Raw genomic sequence first — 15,723 nt, 5'->3', positions numbered from 1 at the left:
CGAAGAAACCGCCGGTCGCCTAGGCGACCGGCGCCTCCTCAGGTTCGCGTACGACGTCGGAGGCTGCTTGCTGCGCGGAAGCTGACTGCGCCGCTCCCCTGCGTCGGGCGGCTGCCGCGGCAGCGATCATAACGAGCAGGGCCGCTACAGTGATGGCGGCGCCGGCCCAGATCGGCGAGGTGTAACCCAGGCCCATGGTGATGGCGACTCCGCCCAGCCAGGCGCCTAGGGCGTTACCCAGGTTGAAGGCACCGATATTCGCGCCGGAGGCAAGGGTGGGCGCGGTGGCGGCAAAGTGCATGACGCGCATCTGCAGGCCCGGGACGGTAGCGAAGCCGAAGCCGCCCATGAGTGCCAGTGAGAACAGGGTGGCCACCGGGCTCGCGGCGGTGAGTGCGAAGAAGACAAGCACCAGCACCAGGCCCGCGAGGATGACCACGAGGGTTTTGTCGATGGACTTGTCGGCCGCTTTGCCGCCGACGATATTGCCGACGAACAGTCCGGCGCCAAACAGGACGAGGAGCCAAGGGACGGCGTGGGGATCGAATCCGGAGACTTGGGTCAGCGTGAAGGCGATGTAGGTGAAGGCGCCGAACATACCGCCAAAGCCGAGAATTGTGACGATAATCGACAGCCACACCTGCCCGGACTTGAAAGCCCCAAGCTCACTGCGGAGGCTGCTGGCGGCGGCGCCTTCCTTTGTCCTCGGGACCATGAGGGCAATGCCGATGAGGGCGAAAACGCCGATGATGGTGATGGCCCAGAAGGTGGACCGCCAGCCGAGGTTCTGGCCGAGGAAGGTTCCGAAGGGCACGCCCAGCACGTTGGCGGCGGTGAGGCCCGTGAACATGATGGCAATGGCTCCGGCCTTTTTGTGGGCCGGGACCAGGCCGGCTGCAACGACAGAGCCGATACCGAAGAAGGCTCCGTGACAGAGGGCGGCCACAATGCGCCCGATCAGCATTGCCTGGTAACTGTCCGCGATGGCAGAGAGGAAGTTGCCCGCGATGAACAGGACGAGGAGCCCGATCAGGACAGGCTTGCGGGGCAAGCGGGTCACGGCCGCTGTAACCAGGAGGGCGCCGACCACGACGCTCAGCGCATAGCCGGTGATGAACCAGCCGGCGGCCGCTTCGCTGACTCCGAAGTCGGTGGCAATTTCTGGCAAGAGGCCCATGATGACGAATTCGGTCAAGCCAATGCCGAATCCGCCGAGGGCAAGGGCGATCAACCCTGCGGGCATGTTGTTGCTCCTTTGTGGGGATCGATTCCCGTGAGACTGGAAGTGCGCCGCCGAGAACCGTAGAATTAGTTGCAGACGCTCCATATATAGTTGCACGCGCCATGTAATTGCGCAAGCAACTACTTTGCGGGCGTCTGATTTCTTCATCAATCGGCAGGAGTTACAGGAGACATGGGCATCAAGGACGACGCCGTTGAAGTACGCGCGCAAGGGTGGCGGACTCTCGCAGCGCTCCACGGCAACATCGAGGCAGCACTGGAGAAGGCGTTGCAGTCCGCTGCGGATCTTTCGGTGGTCGAGTACACGGTGCTTGACGCTCTGAGCCGCCAGGATGGCTGGCACATGCGGATGCAGCAGCTCGCGAGGGCGACGGCACTGTCCAGCAGCGCCACGACGCGTTTGGTGAACCGGCTTGAAGACCGGGGGTTGCTGACCAGGATCCTGTGTGCGGACGATCGGCGCGGGATTTACACGGAGCTTACCGAGGCCGGCCAGAAGCTGTTGCTGGCGGCCCGCCCGGTGCACGACGAAACCCTCGCGGAATCGCTGGCGGCCGCAGAATCGGTACCGGAGCTTGAACCGCTGGTGAAGGCGTTGGGGGCGTCGCAGGGGGCTTAAGGGCTTTAGACCTTCTTGACCACGCTTGACTTGAGCTGCATCGGCCCGAAGCCGTCCACCTTGCAGTCGATGTCGTGATCCCCCACGCCGTTCACGAGGCGGATGTTGCGGACCTTGGTTCCAACCTTGATGGCCGTGGCGCTCCCCTTGACCTTGAGGTCCTTGATCACTGTGACAGTGTCCCCGTCTGAGAGGACATTGCCCACGGCGTCCTTGATGTCCGTTGGCTCGGCTTCTGCCTCATCAGACGCGGCCGGCGACCATTCGTGGGCGCACTCGGGGCAGACCAGCAACGCACCCATCTCGTAGGTATATTCGCTGGCGCATTCGGGGCAAGGGGGAAGTGTTTCGCTCACCCGTCCAATGATAGACGGGGGCGGTCAAACACGTAGACGGCGACCTGGGCACACGTAGACGCTTTGCAAGAACCCCGGGATCTCGCGGAATTGAGCACGGAGATCGTTACTGCAGACCACTTAATTCTTGGATTTGACCACTTAGACGCCACATATCCGTCATATATTGCCAATGCCCAAGAATCCGGAAGGTGGTGCATGAACCGTGCAATTGCCGCTATGGGGCCTCGCCCTGGGATGGCTGGTCGTCGGCATATATCTTCGCTCGCCCAGGCTCTTCGCACTGATGACAGTGTGTGCCGTGCCGGGGCTGGCGGCCCGCGCAATGTCGACGCTGTTCGCGGAACCCTTGCATTTGACGGCAAGCCAACAGACCGGGTTGAGCGTCTTCTCTTCTATCTGGATCTACCTGACGCTGATCCTTTTCGTAGGCATTCGGCGAATGACCGGGCGCGGCTAAGCCCGGCCTACTTCACCCCGCGGAAAGTCGGCGTTTTCGGTTAGAAATGTAAGTTATGCCGAACAGGATCAAAGCAACGATGAGCGCCAGCATCCCACTTTGGATGAGAAACATTGCGAGGCGAGAATGAGGCACCGTGTCATCCGGAAAGGCGCGGATGTGCGACACAGCGAACCCCATGGCAGTGTCTGGGAAGATCAGGAGCACCGACGGAACCGCATAGGCGAACAACATGAAGGGAGCCACCTCCTAGCATCGAAGGATCTATCAATCCGCCGTACAAGGGTCCAACAAACGATGCCGGTTGTTCCGCTCCAAATCACGAACCAAATGACGTTGCCAACGTTAGACCCGCTCTGGAACGCCACATAGGACTCGAAGACGCCCAGTCCGGTGTACCGCGCTGAAACGATGAACACGGCATAGGCCCCTAGTAGCCACGGAATGACACCAGCCAAGACTATCGCCGCGCCTGCCGTTCGTACCCTACGCATGGTCAGCACTCCGATTCACCAGTTGCAAGTAGCGCTTGGTGGCCAGACCGTGCCAATTCGACTCCGCCAGTTCGGGTTTGATCTGCGCTCATACTCGAGATCAAAAGTCCCCCAATCAGTCAGTCCTCCAAGCACATGACACTCCCACTGTTGTCGCATCGAATCAGTGTAGATCCACGAAGAATGCTTCGACTTTAGAAGGTTCCATCCGGAGGTCAGGAACTGTCCAGCGTTTACGATAACGTCATGACGCCCCCATGCTGAGAGTTCTATCGAGAGCTGATTCATCCCGTATCCCGCATTCCAGCGTCGTCGCGATGATCTTCCTCCGGTCGACGTCCCGGGGCCGCCCACTTAGGGGACACCCCGCACTGGATGCGCCGAAAAGCCCACTAAAATCGACCACGAGAAAAGCGACAAAGTGATCTCGAGGGCTGACCCTATTCACCACGGCGAACAGGTCGAATCCTCGAAGGTGCACGTGTCAAACAGCGAGCTGACGGTTCACTACGGAACGCTCCCCACCCAGTGGATTCCCGGGTACTTTGAGTTAATCGGCTTCAGAACCGTGCTGTCTCGTTGTCTTCCTTAATCCGTGGGTTCAACAAGCTCTCCAAGCACGATGCCCATCGCGGTTTGAATTGGCTGGCGCCTGTCGAAGTCCATGGGTCGTCGGAGGTACCGAAGGCCAGCTCGACAGACCGGAGGTTCCCCCGCCAGCGACGGCGATGGTCTGCAACCTCAAGCAGCCCCGATGGATTACTCCACAGCGTGGCGGTCGACGAGGAGATGCCCGGGTGGGGAAGGCCCCTGACAGCTGAAGACATGACGGGCTGGAGTCAGCGTCAGCTCGATATCGACACCAATATCGCGATCACGAACCTCGTCACGGCTGATGATCGCCGGGCCATCAACACTGTCACTTGGGACCCGGAGCGGGACGTCGTCTCCTTCTACGTCTTTGGGGACACCCGCGGGCTTGAAGCGCGCATCGCAAAAGCGCTTGGTTCGGAACAACGATGGGAGGTCATCGCCGCTCAACGACCGATTGCCGAACTCGAGAAGGTGATCGAGTCGCTTGCCGCCGACAGCAGTGCCTTGCCAAGCGGCGCGAGATTCGTCTCGGGCACCCCAGCCCCCGACGGTTCATCGATCACTGTCGGCGTCGAGGTGAAGGACAGGGCGTTACGGCGTAGCCTTCCCCTACCGGACGCGATATCCGGGGTGCCGGTGGCGTACGAGAAGGCAGCTAGACCCGAGGTGGCCACAAGACTGCGCAGCAGCGAGCCGATCATCTCAGGCGGGTACACGCAGGGTCCGCCGGGATCATGTAGCTCGGGGTATCCGGTCCTTCGCAACCAGGACAATCAGCCGAGCATGCTCACCGCTGACCACTGCACCTCCGCTACAAAGGAATCATGGCAGTGGGGAACCGGCAGCGTCACGATCGGCTCGTCGACGTTCCAGGCGGCCGGCGACACCGACCTTGAGCTGTTCACTAACTCGGGTCCCTTGTCGGCATGGATGTTCGCAGGCTCGTACACCGACAACACGACCGTCGCGCCGATTCGCGGATACATCGCCCCGGTGGGTGGCAACAGCGTTTGTTACAACGGCTCCCGTTCAGGGCCGGTGTGCTCCAACGTGCTGGAAAACTCCGACGCGTTCAGCTGTGTCGCCTTCCTCCAGTGTAACTGGACCCGCTGGTCCACGCAGGGTTCAGGCATCCCCGCAGCTGGCAACGGCGACAGTGGAGGCCCGGTCGCGATCTTCGCGCTGAGGTCGTCTGACAACACGGTCGGGGCGTACGGGGTCGGCGTGATCTCGATGATGTCCAACATGAGCAGTAACTGCACCGGCGACCCTTCGACATCAGCCCGGGAGTGCTCTGCCAACATGGGCATGGCACCTCTCAGCCGATGGGCGAACGCGCAGTATACGCATAGTCTGGTTTACACGACGTCATAGCTCTGGAAAGGGGTGAGGAATTGCGTCAAGCGGTCATGACCAGGATCAACGTTGTCTCGATGATAATGATTGTGGTCGTCACATTGACCTCCTGTTCCTCAGCTGGCGTTGCCGACTCGCGCCATGCCGGTGCGCCGCCGGGCGTCGAGGTCACGCTCAGCGGCGCACCTGTGGCATTCGCCCCGGGTAATGGCAGCATTGAGATCGTGACCTGGGGAAGTTCAAGCTGCCCACCGACAGCGACATTGTTTACCGTGAAAGACGGGTCCGCCTCGGTGACGTTCGACCTCTCCACGGGATCGCCCTGCACCACCGACATAGCAGCCACCACGCACGTCTTCGGCCCGGAGAAGGTCGGCAAGACGATCCCGGAGACCGCACACATCACCTTCACCGACCTTTACGAACAGTATGATGTCAAGGTGATTCGGGGATAAGCCTCAACCGGGCGCTGTCGGTCTTGGTTCGCGAAAACAAGGAAACCCATACGACACGAAACCCAGCCGTTAGGCCCCAGAAGTCCGCAGTGCTCTGATCGCAGATAGCGACCAGTTCACCACATCAAGGCTCCCTCAGTAAGCTGGCAGTCGATAGCTGTTCGGTGGCGAATTGGGAACCGTCCCCGATCGACACGAGCGTCACGAGACACAGATCAGCGGATCTGCGTCTTCGGCCGAATCGGCTCTACCAGACGGCCACGATCCACTCGCTGGATAGCTCCTTAGCTGAGTTCCTGAAGCTGCACCGTCATCTCAACGCCGGCATCTCCGGTATCGATAGTGCCCTTGGGCTCGACCAAGATAGCGTGCACATCGCCCTCAGCCCTTGGACAATGCTCGACGCCCTTCGGCACCACGAACACATCGTTCGGACGCAGAATGACGTCGCGATCGCGGAGCTGAATCGTGAGCTCGCCTCGAACCACCATGAAGAGCTCGTCAGTGTCCGGGTGGGAATGCCACACGAACTCCCCTGCAACTTGACTACCTTGACGTCGTAGTTGTTGATGCTGATCAGGCGATGCGGATGCCAGAGCTCAGGGGTTTCGAGTAGCAATCATGTCCGAGTATCCCCCGGCAGGCTGGCCGCTAGGTACCGGCAGCCAAGCGCTGGTTGACTCGTTCGGTACGGCCCGGTCGTTCCGGCGCCGCACGGCGTGGTGTTGGAATATCGCCCCCACGATTCCGGCCACGGGCGAGATCCATGACCAGGTCCAGATTGACGGGATCTGTGTCGGCTCGTGGTGCTGCCTGATCGCGATCGCCGGAGAGCATGTGATCGGCCGGCAGTGGTGCGACACCGAGAAGAAGGCCGCGTGGGCCGCCCTGTTGGGACCGCTCCCGGCTCCGCGGGTGGTGATCACCGACGGTGGTTCCGGGATCGCCGCCGCGCTCTCTGACTGCTGGTCCGATACCGCCGTTCAGCGCTGCCTGGTCCATGTCCAGCGCAACGTGCGAATCTACCTGACCAGCAGGCCCAGGACCGAGGCCGGCAAAGCTCTCCTGAGCCTTCGCCGGGCCCTGACCCGGATCAGCACAGCCGCGCAGGCCGCGGCGTGGCTCGGCCACCTCAATGACTGGTACCAGAACCACGGGCAACTGGTCCGGGCCCGGACCTACCGCACCGCAGCCTCCCCGGCGCCGGCGTGGGTGCGGGCGAATCAGGCCTGGTGGTTTACCCATGACCGGCTCCGGAAGGCCTACCGCCTTGGAGCGGCTCAGCCAGGCAGGGACGCTGTTCACCTACCTGCGCACCGAGTTCACCGGACTCGATATCGCGGCCACGACAAACCGGATCGAAGGCGGCACGAACGCGCAGCTGCGCCTGATTCTGCGCGCCCACCGAGGGATGAGCGAAGAGCACCAGAAGCGGGCCATCGAGTGGTACCTCTACCTCCACAGCGAAACTCCGGACCAGCCCGCCCGCCTCATCCGCCCCAAGCACTGCACACCCACACGCCCGGCGGCGCAAACCGCCGTCGAGCCGCCACACGGACCCGAGGAATACGGCAACACAGCCACCGCCGAGGAAGGCCTCTGGGCCCGCAAAGGCTGGGCAGGACGCACGTGACACACGCGGGATTTACACACGTTTTGTCCTATAACCCCAACTACTAGCTGCCACACCAACGCTTAAACGCAAAAGCCGCGGGAACCCTAGAGTTCCCGCGGCTTTCATTGGTCGGGCTGACAGGATTTGAACCTGCGACCCCTTGACCCCCAGTCAAGTGCGCTACCAAGCTGCGCTACAGCCCGTCAGTCCTGCCGTTCTCCGCCTAGGTTTTCACCTAAGCAGTCCGGCCGAACCACCTCAAAAAGCTTACACGATGTTCGAGGTTCCCAATGACACCTTGGCGGGTGTCATCTGTGATGCGCGTCTCAATTAGCGCTTCTTGCCGCGCTTTTCGCGGACGCGCATGTTGACCTCGATCGGCGTGCCGTCGAAGCCAAAGGTTTCGCGCAGCCGGCGAGTGATGAACCGGCGGTATCCGGGGTCCAGGAAGCCCGTGGTGAAGAGCACGAACTTCGGCGGACGGCTGGATGCCTGGGTGCCGAACAGGATGCGGGGCTGCTTGCCGCCGCGGACAGGGTGCGGGTGGGCAGCCACGAGCTCGCCCAGGAACGCGTTGAGGCGTCCCGTGGGGATGCGCTTGTCCCAGCTCTCCAAGGCAAGGTCCAGTGCGGGCACCAGGCGGTCCTTGTGCCAGCCGGTCTTGGCGGAGATGTTGACGCGCGGAGCCCATTCAACGTGTGCCAGGTCCTGCTCGATTTCACGCTCAAGGTAGCGGCGACGTTCGTCGTCGAGCAGGTCCCACTTGTTGAACGCGAGGACCAGTGCACGGCCCGACTCGATGGCGAGCTGCAGGATGCGGACGTCCTGTTCGCTGAGGACCTCGTCAACGGCCAGGAGCACGACGGCGACCTCCGCCTTTTCGAGCGCGGCCTGCGTACGCAGGGAGGCGTAGAAGTCCGCGCCCTGGGCCATGTGCTGGCGGCGGCGGATACCGGCGGTGTCCACGAAGCGCCAGGTGCGGTCACCCAGTTCGATGAATTCGTCCACGGGGTCGCGGGTGGTCCCGGCGAGGGGATCGACGACCACGCGCTCGGAGCCGGCCAGCTTGTTCAACAAGGAGGACTTGCCGACGTTCGGGCGGCCGATGAGGGCAATGCGGCGGGGACCGCCGGAGCGCTCGACGCCTTCCACCGTGGAGAACTCGGGCAGGGTGTCCATGACGTGGTCCAGGAGGTCGGCAACGCCGCGGCCATGGAGAGCGGACACCGGGTACGGCTCGCCGAAGCCAAGGCCCCAAAGCGTTGCCGAGTCGGCTTCCTGCGCAAAGTCGTCAACCTTGTTGGCCACCATGATGACCGGTTTCTTGGATTTGCGCAGCATCTTCATGACACCTTCGTCCGTGGCAGTGGCGCCAACGGCTGAGTCCACCACGAAGAGCACGGCGTCAGCCAGTTCCACGGCCATCTCGGCCTGCTCGGCGACCCGGGCGTGGATGCCCCTCGCGTCGTGCTCCCAGCCACCGGTGTCCACGAGCGTGAAGTTGCGGCCGTTCCAGTGTGCCGAGTACATAACACGGTCACGCGTAACGCCCGGGGTGTCCTCGACGACGGCCTCGCGGCGGCCGAGGATGCGGTTAACCAGCGTGGACTTGCCGACGTTGGGGCGGCCAATGATGGCCAGGACCGGGTCCAGCTTGAGGGGGCCGTCTTCGCCTTCGTCGTCGTAAAGCCCGCTCAGCAGGGCGGCGTCGTCCTCGTCGAGGTCATAGTCTTCCAGGCCTGCCCGGAGGGAGGCTGCGCGGAGTTCGGCTTCGTCGTCGTCCAGGGCGGCGAGGTTTTCAGCCACCTGGTCGGTGCCGGTGGGCGTGTATTCGTCGTCGCCGGCTCCGATGTTGCCGGATTTGTGAGTCGTATCGCTCATTGCACTTTCCTTAGTGGTGATCTGCCGGCGTCCCGGCTACTTCTTCTTGGCGGTGCTGCATTGGCTGTGGGCCGGTTCATTTAGTCCCCCGGAAGGGACTGACCGGTGGTCTTGACGGCATCCTGGACGTGTCCAGCCAGCGCAGCGCGGATCTCCGCAGCCGCCCTGTCCATTGAAACACGCCCCGACTCGCCATTTCTGCGGGTCACATTCAAGGGGGCTCCGAAACTGACGTGCAGGCGGCGCCGCAGCCTCGGAATGGAATCGCGATGTTCGTTACCGATCCGCGTTCCGAGGACGGCCACGGGAATCACTGTGGCCCCGGACATCAACGCGAGCCATGCGACGCCGTTGCTGATGCTGCCGGCGGTGCCGCTCCCCCGCGTTCCTTCGGGGAGAATCCCCACGCAACGGCCGGCGTCGAGCACTTGCTTTCCGAGCTGGAGCGCTGCGCGATCGCCGGAGCGGTCGATGGAAATCTGCCCCGAGGCACGAAGAACTTTTCCCAGGAAACCCTTGAACATCTCTTTCTTGACCAGGATGTGCATAGGCCGTGGAGCCGCGCCGAACATCACCGGCCCGTCGAGGAAGCTCATGTGGTTGCCCGCAAAAATGACCGGGCCGGACTTGGGAACATTGGAGCGTCCCGTGATCGCGGTCCGGTACAGGACATGGTCGACCAGCCAGCCAACTGGCCGGCTCCACATCATGGTCCAGCGTGCCGGGAGCCGGGCTTCAGTCACCGTAGATGACCTTGCCCACAATGCTCAGTGCCGTTTCGACCGTTTCTTCGAAGTCCAGGTCCGAGGAATCCAGGGTCACGACGCCGTCGGCCGCCTGGGTGAAGTTCACCACAGTGGAGTCCTTGGCGTCGCGGTGGATCACTTGGGCGGCGAGCTGCTCCTGGCTCTGCGTTCCGCCCAACTGGAGGCCGCGGCGCCGCAGCCGGGCTTCCTCGCTGGCGGTCAGCAACATGCGGACCTCCGCATTCGGCGCGACGACGGTAGTAATATCCCGTCCTTCCACCACCATGCGGCGGTGGTGCCGTTCGATCAGCTGGCGCTGGCGACGAATCAATTCGTTCCGGGCACCCAGGGTGGTTGCCACCGCGCTGACCGACGAGGAGATCCTCGGCTCACGGATTTCCTCCGTGATGTCCACTCCGGCAACACTGACATATTCGGCGTTGGCGCTCGTGCTGAGTTCCAGCGGCAGATCCTTTGAGGCCTGCTCGACGGCGGCACCGTCGGCGAGGTCGATGCCGGTCTTGAGGCAGTACCAGGTCAACGCACGGTACATCGCACCCGTGTCCAGATAGGCGAGCTTCAAGCGCCGGGCAACTTCCTTGCTGACACTGGACTTGCCTGAGCCGGACGGGCCGTCGATCGCGACAACGAGCGGCTTTCCCGGACGTACGACGGTCTCCGGGCCGAAAAGTTCACGTTTCATTACTGGAGTACCCGCCATCCACGGTCGGTCAAGGCTTCAACAAGGAGGTCGTGCTTGTTGGGCATAACGGAAAGTTCCACCATGCCAACGTTCTGCCCGGACGAGTGATCCAGGCGGAGGTCTTCAACGTTGACGCCGATCTCACCGATCTCCGTCAACAGCCTGGCGATCTGCCCGGGCCGGTCGTCTACCAGAACTGTAAGCCATGAATATGCCTGCGGAGGTCCACCATGCTTTCCTGGGATCCTGGCCTGCCCGGCGTTGCCCTCGCTGATGAGCTGGGCAAGGTCCAGGCGGGCGCCGGGAGCCGTGGGATCCTCCAGGGTACCGATCAAACGGTTGAGGTCTTCACGGACACCATGGAGGATATCCACCACCTTGGCCGCGTTGTTCCCAAGGATCTGCACCCAAAGAGTGGGATCGCTGGCAGCAATCCTCGTGGTGTCCCGCAGCCCGTTGCCGGCCAGGGACAGCGCGTGAAGCGGTGTTCCCTGCAAGCGGCTGGCGAGAAGCGAAGACATCACCTGGGGCAAATGCGACACCAAAGCAACGGCTTCATCGTGTTCCTCCGCCGTGAACTGGGAGACTATTGCCCCCAGGTCCCCGGCAAGGGAACGCGCGGTCTGAAGCGCGTCGGCGCTGGTCTCGTCGGACGGGCAAAGGACCCAAGGCATGGACGTGAAGAGCTCGCCGCGGGCAGCGACGGGCCCAGACTTCTCGCGCCCCGCCATCGGGTGCGTCCCGACGTAGCGGGACATGTCCACTCCACGGCCGCGGAGCTCTGCCTGGATTGCCTGCTTGACGCTGGCAATGTCCACCACGACGGCCTCCGGGTATTCACCCAGGGCACGCTGGACGACGTCGGCCGTCACATCCGGTGGCGCCGCGACAACAACCAGCTGGGGTGGGTTCTCAAGCTCGGACAGAGGCCGGCCCGCACCGATATCCACGGCCACGGCCTGGTTGGTTGGCGACGGGTCCGACAGGAACACGGAGACACCCCGGCCACGCAGGCCGAGACCGATGCTGGCTCCGAGCAGGCCGGTGCCGAAAACGACCACCGGGCCGTCAAGGTGGCCCCGGCCGTGCGAGTGGAATGCCGACATGCCTTACAGTCCTACGGAGGCCAGGAGGTGTCCGACTTCCTGCTTGCCGAGGTTGCGGATGCTGCCCTGGCGCTGGTCGCCCAGGCCGATGGGACCGATCTTGACGCGCACGAGGCGAAGCACGGGGAAACCCACGGCTTCGAACAAGCGGCGGACAATACGGTTCTTGCCGGAATGCAGCACAACCTCGATCAGCACGTGGCCCGGAGTGGAATCCACGAGCTTGAAGGAGTCGACGGACGCGATGCCGTCTTCGAGCTCGATGCCGGCCTTCAGCTGCGCGCCGACGCCCTGCGGGAACGGACCGCGGACCTGTACCAGGTACGTCTTGGGCACCTCATAGGAAGGGTGCGTCAAGCGGTTGGCGAGTTCGCCGTCGTTGGTCAGCAGCAACAGGCCCTCGGTGGCGACGTCAAGACGGCCGACGTGGAAGAGACGCTCGCCCTTGTTCTTGGCGGACTTGAGGAAATCGCTGATGCAGGGACGGCCCTCGGGGTCTTCCATCGTGGAAACGACACCCTTGGGCTTGTTGAACACCATGTAGAGCATGGTGTCATCGAGCTGGATGCGAATGCCGTCGACGTGGATCACGGCGCTGGCGGGGTCGACGCGCATGCCGAGCTCGGTGGTGAGCTGGCCGTTGACCTCGACGCGGCCTTCCTCGATCATTTCCTCGCACACGCGGCGGGAAGCCACGCCGGCCTGGGCCATGACCTTCTGAAGGCGGACGCCATCGGCGTCGTGCTGCTCGGACTGGGCCACCTCGCCGCGGCGGCCGCGGGGCTTGCGGATCGGTCCAAGGTTCTGGCCGAAGCGCTCGCTGCCGAAGGCGCGGGAAGCGTACTGTTTCTTGGTGCTTGTCTTGGGCTTCAATGCGCCCGGCGTACCCGGCGCCTTGCCGAAGCCGGGCTTGTTGGAGCCTGGCTTGCGGGGGGCCTTGGCTGGCCTCGCGTCTTCACGACGCTCGTAGCCTCCGGCCGAGGTGGGGTTGTCCGGATCGAAGGGGCGTTCTTCACGCGGACGTGTGGGCTTGAAGGGGCGTTCTCCGCCCGGGGAGAAGCTACGCTTGCTGCCGCCTGAGGCGCCACCGGCACGGCTTGCGCCACCCCGGCCGGCACCAAAACTGCTGCCTCCTGCGCGGCCGGCACTGCTGCGGCCTGCGTTGTTGCGGCCTGAGTCTTGCGACTCGTTGCGTCCGGAATTGTTTCGTCCCGAACTATTACGTGGTGAACCCTGGCGTCCCGCCTGTGTCATGACCCGTCCTTTTGTTATGGTGGCCGGCTTGTTCTTTCTCAACTAAGCCAGCCGGACAGAGAATATCTGTCCTGTGTGTCTGCCCGCTACTAGCCAGGCGTTTGTAGATCCTTGCAATATTGAGTTGTTTAGCTTGCCTGCGGCCGGGTTCCCGCGACTACATGCGTTCGGCGTCGAAGAACTCCTCGATGCCCTCCAGCCCCGGAAGGTGGGGGGACAATTGAGGCAGTTCCGCCACCGAGCCAATGCCCATGCGTTCGAGGAAGTACGAGGTGGTCCGGTAAAGGATCGCCCCCGATTCAGGATCGGTACCCGAGTCCTCGATCAGCCCGCGTTGGACAAGGGTCCGAACGACTGAATCGACATTGACGCCGCGGATGGCCGACACCCTGGCCCTGGAAACCGGCTGCCGGTACGCGATGACCGCCATGGTTTCAAGGGCTGCCTGCGTCAGCCGCGCGGTCTGGCCTTCGAGAACGAACCTGCCCACGACGTCGGCAAAATCCGCGCGTGAATAGATCCGCCACCCTCCGGCAACGTTCCGCAACTCAAAACCCCGGGGTGCAGCGCTGGCACTTGCATCAGTGTGCAAGTCTTCAGCGTCCCTGCCCGGGGCTTTAACAGTATAGCCGCTATACTCCTGCCGCAGTCCCTCCAGCAAATCCTCGACGGCGGCGACCGTCACGTTGAGCCCGGCCGCTAGCTCTTCCGCGGTGGCCGGTTGGTCGACCACCATCAGGACGGCTTCGAGAGCCGCGCGGGCGCCACCGGGCAAGGCCTTAAGCTCGGCGAGGCCGTCCCCGCCTGTATCCTGCTCGCTCACAGCGGCTCCTCTCCTTCGTCGATCTGCTCGTACTCGTCGCTCAAATTGTCACTGCTCCATCCTTCGGGGCGCCCTGTCCAGCGGACGGTCAGTTCGGCGAGCGGACCCGGCTGATCAAACGCCACCACGCGGTCGCGGAACAGCTCAAGGAGCGCCAGGAACCGGGCCACGACAACGAGCGTGGACTCTGCGTCGGCAATCAGTGCCCTGAAAGATTGCGGCTGGCCGCGCTGCAGGCGGTACCCGATGATCTCGGCTTGTTCCTTGACGCTGACGGGTGATCCGTGAAGGTGGTCGAGTCCGACTTCCTCGGGCGTGTTGTCCTTCGGCGCCAGGGTTTTGGCCGCAAGCGCGGCGAATTGCTCCGGAGTGTGGCGCCAAATCAGTTCGGGCAGCATCGCCGCGAAATGCCCTTCCAACGCAACTTGCCGCGGGAAGCGCCGGGCTTCGGACTCCAGGGTGCCGGACATGATCGCGGCCACTTGCTTGAAAGCCTTGTACTGCAGGAGCCGGGCGAAGAGGAGATCCCGGGCCTCCAACAAGGCAATGTCCTCGGCATCTTCGACTTCGCCGGCCGGCAGGAGCCTTGCGGCCTTGAGGTCCAGGAGGGTTGCGGCGATGACCAGGAATTCGCTGGCCTCGTCCAGAGCCCAGTCCTCGCCCAGTTCCTGCAGGCGCCGGATGTACTTGATGAACTCATCCGTGACGGTGGCCAGCGCAACTTCGGTGATGTCCAGCTTGTGTTTGGAGATCAGGCCGAGCAGGAGATCGAAGGGGCCGGTAAAGTTCGCCAGCCGGACCTCAAAGCCGGCCTTCCGTCCCGCGGGCGAGGCTCCCGGGGTGAGCGGTTCTGCCACGCGGGCTAGGGTGCGCCGCCGCGCGAAATCAGTTCCTTGGCCAGGCGGCGGTAGGCATCGGCACCGATGTGGTTTCCGGCGTAGCTGGTGATGGGCTCCGCGGCAACTGTGGCGTCGGCGAACTTGATGGAACGCTTGATGACGGTCTCGAAGACTTTGTCCCCGAACGCCTCCACGAGCCTCGAAATGACTTCGCGGCTGTGCAGGGTGCGGGCGTCGTACATCGTGGCGAGCACGCCGTCCACCTGCAGGCGAGGGTTCAACCGGTCCTGGACCTTTTCGATCGTTTCGACGAGCAGTGCCACCGCGCGGAGGGCGAAGAATTCGCAGATCAGCGGGATGATGACGCCGTGCGCAGCCGTCAAGGCATTGACCGTCAGGAGGCCAAGGGACGGCTGGCAGTCGATGAGCACGACGTCGTAGTCGTCCTCGACGCTCTTGAGCGCGCGGTCCAGCACTTGCTCGCGGGCTACCTCGTTGACCAGCTGGACCTCCGCAGCGGAGAGGTCGATGTTCGCCGGTAGGAGGTCGATGCCTTCGACGCCGGTCTTCTGGATGGCGTCGCGGATGTCCACTTTGCGGTCCATCAGGACGTTGTACACGGTGAGGTCGAGCTCGTGCGGGTTCGTTCCGAGCCCCGCGGAAAGGGCTCCCTGCGGATCGAAGTCAACAAGCAGGACGCGCCGGCCGTATTCTGCGAGCGCAGCGGCGAGGTTGATGGTTGACGTGGTCTTGCCCACGCCGCCCTTCTGGTTGACCATGGCGATGACGCGGGCCGGGCCATGGGAGGCCAGTGGCGCGGGCTCGGGGAAGTCGCGGTGCGGGCGGCCCGTGGGCCCCATGACGGCGTCTTCCAGATCGAAATCCGTGCCCTCCAGCGTAGTCGTTCCCCGTTCGCTGCTCACGTATCTATCCACTCTCTCCACGACGGTCATTTCCTGCGGCTGTCTCCAGCACCAGCACTGCTCCCCACCTAGGCTACAGCGCCCGACACGGCATTCTGGGGAACTTGACATTGCCCGCAGTTTGAGCCTTTACCTTCTAGCTGAGGTAGAAGGTTTGGCCCGCATGCAACAAAAACGTGCAATGAAAAGCAGGCAAGGCAGGTCCCCATGACGGGTTCCTGCCTTGCCGGCGTGGATGCTTCGAAACAGTGTGCCGG

At 63.2% G+C, this 15,723-nt stretch carries 16 protein-coding genes, 1 tRNA gene and 2 pseudogenes; 6 read left to right on the top strand and 13 right to left on the bottom strand.

Features of this window, described 5'->3' with window-relative positions; translation table 11 throughout:
* Positions 1-19: 19 nt before the first annotated feature.
* Entirely contained in the window at positions 20-1,243 is a 1,224-nt protein-coding gene (locus AB4074_RS19015; RefSeq protein WP_441414786.1) for an MFS transporter, read from the bottom strand.
* 171 nt (positions 1,244-1,414) lie between these two features.
* On the opposite strand from AB4074_RS19015, the gene AB4074_RS19010 reads away from it, so the two are divergent.
* Positions 1,415-1,861, top strand: a complete 447-nt coding sequence (locus tag AB4074_RS19010) for a MarR family winged helix-turn-helix transcriptional regulator (protein WP_441414785.1) — start codon at positions 1,415-1,417, stop codon at positions 1,859-1,861.
* 5 nt (positions 1,862-1,866) lie between these two features.
* On the opposite strand, the gene AB4074_RS19005 is transcribed toward AB4074_RS19010, so the two are convergent.
* The gene (locus AB4074_RS19005) at positions 1,867-2,217 is read right to left on the bottom strand and encodes a zinc ribbon domain-containing protein YjdM (protein WP_441414784.1); all 351 of its coding nucleotides are present in this window, start codon (positions 2,215-2,217) and stop codon (positions 1,867-1,869) included.
* Between the two features lie 205 nt (positions 2,218-2,422).
* On the opposite strand from AB4074_RS19005, the gene AB4074_RS19000 reads away from it, so the two are divergent.
* Positions 2,423-2,677, top strand: coding sequence for a hypothetical protein (locus AB4074_RS19000; protein WP_441414783.1), 255 nt, complete (start codon positions 2,423-2,425; stop codon positions 2,675-2,677).
* A gap of 12 nt (positions 2,678-2,689) precedes the next feature.
* Here the strand turns inward: AB4074_RS19000 and AB4074_RS18995 are convergent, their stop codons facing one another.
* Positions 2,690-2,911 (bottom strand): hypothetical protein, encoded by a 222-nt coding sequence (locus AB4074_RS18995; protein ID WP_441414782.1) that lies wholly within the window; start codon positions 2,909-2,911, stop codon positions 2,690-2,692.
* Between the two features lie 1,031 nt (positions 2,912-3,942).
* On the opposite strand from AB4074_RS18995, the gene AB4074_RS18990 reads away from it, so the two are divergent.
* Both AB4074_RS18990 and AB4074_RS18985 read left to right on the top strand, forming a co-directional pair.
* Positions 3,943-5,139 carry a hypothetical protein gene (locus AB4074_RS18990; protein WP_441414781.1) on the top strand — a complete coding sequence of 399 codons (1,197 nt, stop codon included), beginning with the start codon at positions 3,943-3,945 and terminating at the stop codon, positions 5,137-5,139.
* Positions 5,140-5,174: 35 nt separating this feature from the next.
* Entirely contained in the window at positions 5,175-5,576 is a 402-nt protein-coding gene (locus AB4074_RS18985; RefSeq protein ID WP_441414780.1) for a hypothetical protein, read from the top strand.
* A 284-nt stretch (positions 5,577-5,860) separates the two neighbouring features.
* Here the strand turns inward: AB4074_RS18985 and AB4074_RS18980 are convergent, their stop codons facing one another.
* Complete coding sequence (locus AB4074_RS18980; protein ID WP_441414779.1) at positions 5,861-6,103, bottom strand: cupin domain-containing protein; 243 nt, start codon at positions 6,101-6,103, stop codon at positions 5,861-5,863.
* A 94-nt stretch (positions 6,104-6,197) separates the two neighbouring features.
* Between AB4074_RS18980 and AB4074_RS18975 the strand changes: the two are divergent.
* Both AB4074_RS18975 and AB4074_RS18970 read left to right on the top strand, forming a co-directional pair.
* Positions 6,198-6,665 (top strand): annotated as a pseudogene (locus tag AB4074_RS18975) (transposase); the annotation flags it as partial.
* A 154-nt stretch (positions 6,666-6,819) separates the two neighbouring features.
* Complete coding sequence (locus AB4074_RS18970) at positions 6,820-7,209, top strand: hypothetical protein (protein WP_441414830.1); 390 nt, start codon at positions 6,820-6,822, stop codon at positions 7,207-7,209.
* Between the two features lie 108 nt (positions 7,210-7,317).
* Here the strand turns inward: AB4074_RS18970 and AB4074_RS18965 are convergent.
* The 9 genes and pseudogenes from AB4074_RS18965 to AB4074_RS18925 all read right to left on the bottom strand — a co-directional run bounded on the left by AB4074_RS18965 (position 7,318) and on the right by AB4074_RS18925 (position 15,466).
* A tRNA-Pro gene (locus AB4074_RS18965) sits at positions 7,318-7,394 on the bottom strand.
* A gap of 127 nt (positions 7,395-7,521) precedes the next feature.
* Complete coding sequence (gene der, locus AB4074_RS18960; protein WP_441414778.1) at positions 7,522-9,072, bottom strand: ribosome biogenesis GTPase Der; 1,551 nt, start codon at positions 9,070-9,072, stop codon at positions 7,522-7,524.
* Positions 9,073-9,082: 10 nt separating this feature from the next.
* Positions 9,083-9,779: pseudogene (locus tag AB4074_RS18955) on the bottom strand (lysophospholipid acyltransferase family protein).
* Positions 9,780-9,807: 28 nt separating this feature from the next.
* Positions 9,808-10,521 (bottom strand): (d)CMP kinase, encoded by a 714-nt coding sequence (gene cmk, locus AB4074_RS18950; RefSeq protein ID WP_441414777.1) that lies wholly within the window; start codon positions 10,519-10,521, stop codon positions 9,808-9,810.
* On the bottom strand, positions 10,521-11,627 hold the full coding sequence (locus tag AB4074_RS18945; protein WP_441414776.1) for a prephenate dehydrogenase: 1,107 nt from the start codon (positions 11,625-11,627) through the stop codon (positions 10,521-10,523). Before AB4074_RS18945 ends, cmk begins: the two co-directional genes overlap by 1 nt.
* 3 nt (positions 11,628-11,630) lie before the next feature.
* Positions 11,631-12,881 carry a pseudouridine synthase gene (locus tag AB4074_RS18940; RefSeq protein ID WP_441414775.1) on the bottom strand — a complete coding sequence of 417 codons (1,251 nt, stop codon included), beginning with the start codon at positions 12,879-12,881 and terminating at the stop codon, positions 11,631-11,633.
* Between the two features lie 157 nt (positions 12,882-13,038).
* The gene (gene scpB, locus AB4074_RS18935) at positions 13,039-13,704 is read right to left on the bottom strand and encodes an SMC-Scp complex subunit ScpB (protein WP_441414774.1); all 666 of its coding nucleotides are present in this window, start codon (positions 13,702-13,704) and stop codon (positions 13,039-13,041) included.
* A complete protein-coding gene (locus AB4074_RS18930; protein ID WP_441414773.1) occupies positions 13,701-14,561 on the bottom strand; it encodes a segregation and condensation protein A in 861 nt (286 codons plus the stop codon). Before AB4074_RS18930 ends, scpB begins: the two co-directional genes overlap by 4 nt.
* Before the next feature lie 5 nt (positions 14,562-14,566).
* Complete coding sequence (locus AB4074_RS18925; protein ID WP_345446988.1) at positions 14,567-15,466, bottom strand: ParA family protein; 900 nt, start codon at positions 15,464-15,466, stop codon at positions 14,567-14,569.
* Positions 15,467-15,723: the final 257 nt, after the last annotated feature.

The organism is Arthrobacter sp. 2MCAF14 (genome assembly GCF_052115645.1).
In the GTDB taxonomy this organism is placed as follows: Bacteria; Actinomycetota; Actinomycetes; order Actinomycetales; family Micrococcaceae; genus Arthrobacter.
This window is presented reverse-complemented; position numbering and strand designations above follow the sequence as displayed.

Bases quoted from the DNA above. Each gene is read 5' to 3' on its own strand.
- AB4074_RS18995 (WP_441414782.1), bottom strand. From the start codon at position 2,911: ATGTTGTTCGCCTATGCGGTTCCGTCGGTGCTCCTGATCTTCCCAGAC.
- AB4074_RS19010 (WP_441414785.1), top strand. From the start codon at position 1,415: ATGGGCATCAAGGACGACGCCGTTGAAGTACGCGCGCAAGGGTGGCGG.
- cmk (WP_441414777.1), bottom strand. From the start codon at position 10,521: ATGAAACGTGAACTTTTCGGCCCGGAGACCGTCGTACGTCCGGGAAAG.
- AB4074_RS18985 (WP_441414780.1), top strand. From the start codon at position 5,175: ATGACCAGGATCAACGTTGTCTCGATGATAATGATTGTGGTCGTCACA.
- der (WP_441414778.1), bottom strand. From the start codon at position 9,072: ATGAGCGATACGACTCACAAATCCGGCAACATCGGAGCCGGCGACGAC.
- AB4074_RS18945 (WP_441414776.1), bottom strand. From the start codon at position 11,627: ATGTCGGCATTCCACTCGCACGGCCGGGGCCACCTTGACGGCCCGGTG.
- AB4074_RS19015 (WP_441414786.1), bottom strand. From the start codon at position 1,243: ATGCCCGCAGGGTTGATCGCCCTTGCCCTCGGCGGATTCGGCATTGGC.
- AB4074_RS18940 (WP_441414775.1), bottom strand. From the start codon at position 12,881: ATGACACAGGCGGGACGCCAGGGTTCACCACGTAATAGTTCGGGACGA.
- AB4074_RS18970 (WP_441414830.1), top strand. From the start codon at position 6,820: ATGACCGGCTCCGGAAGGCCTACCGCCTTGGAGCGGCTCAGCCAGGCA.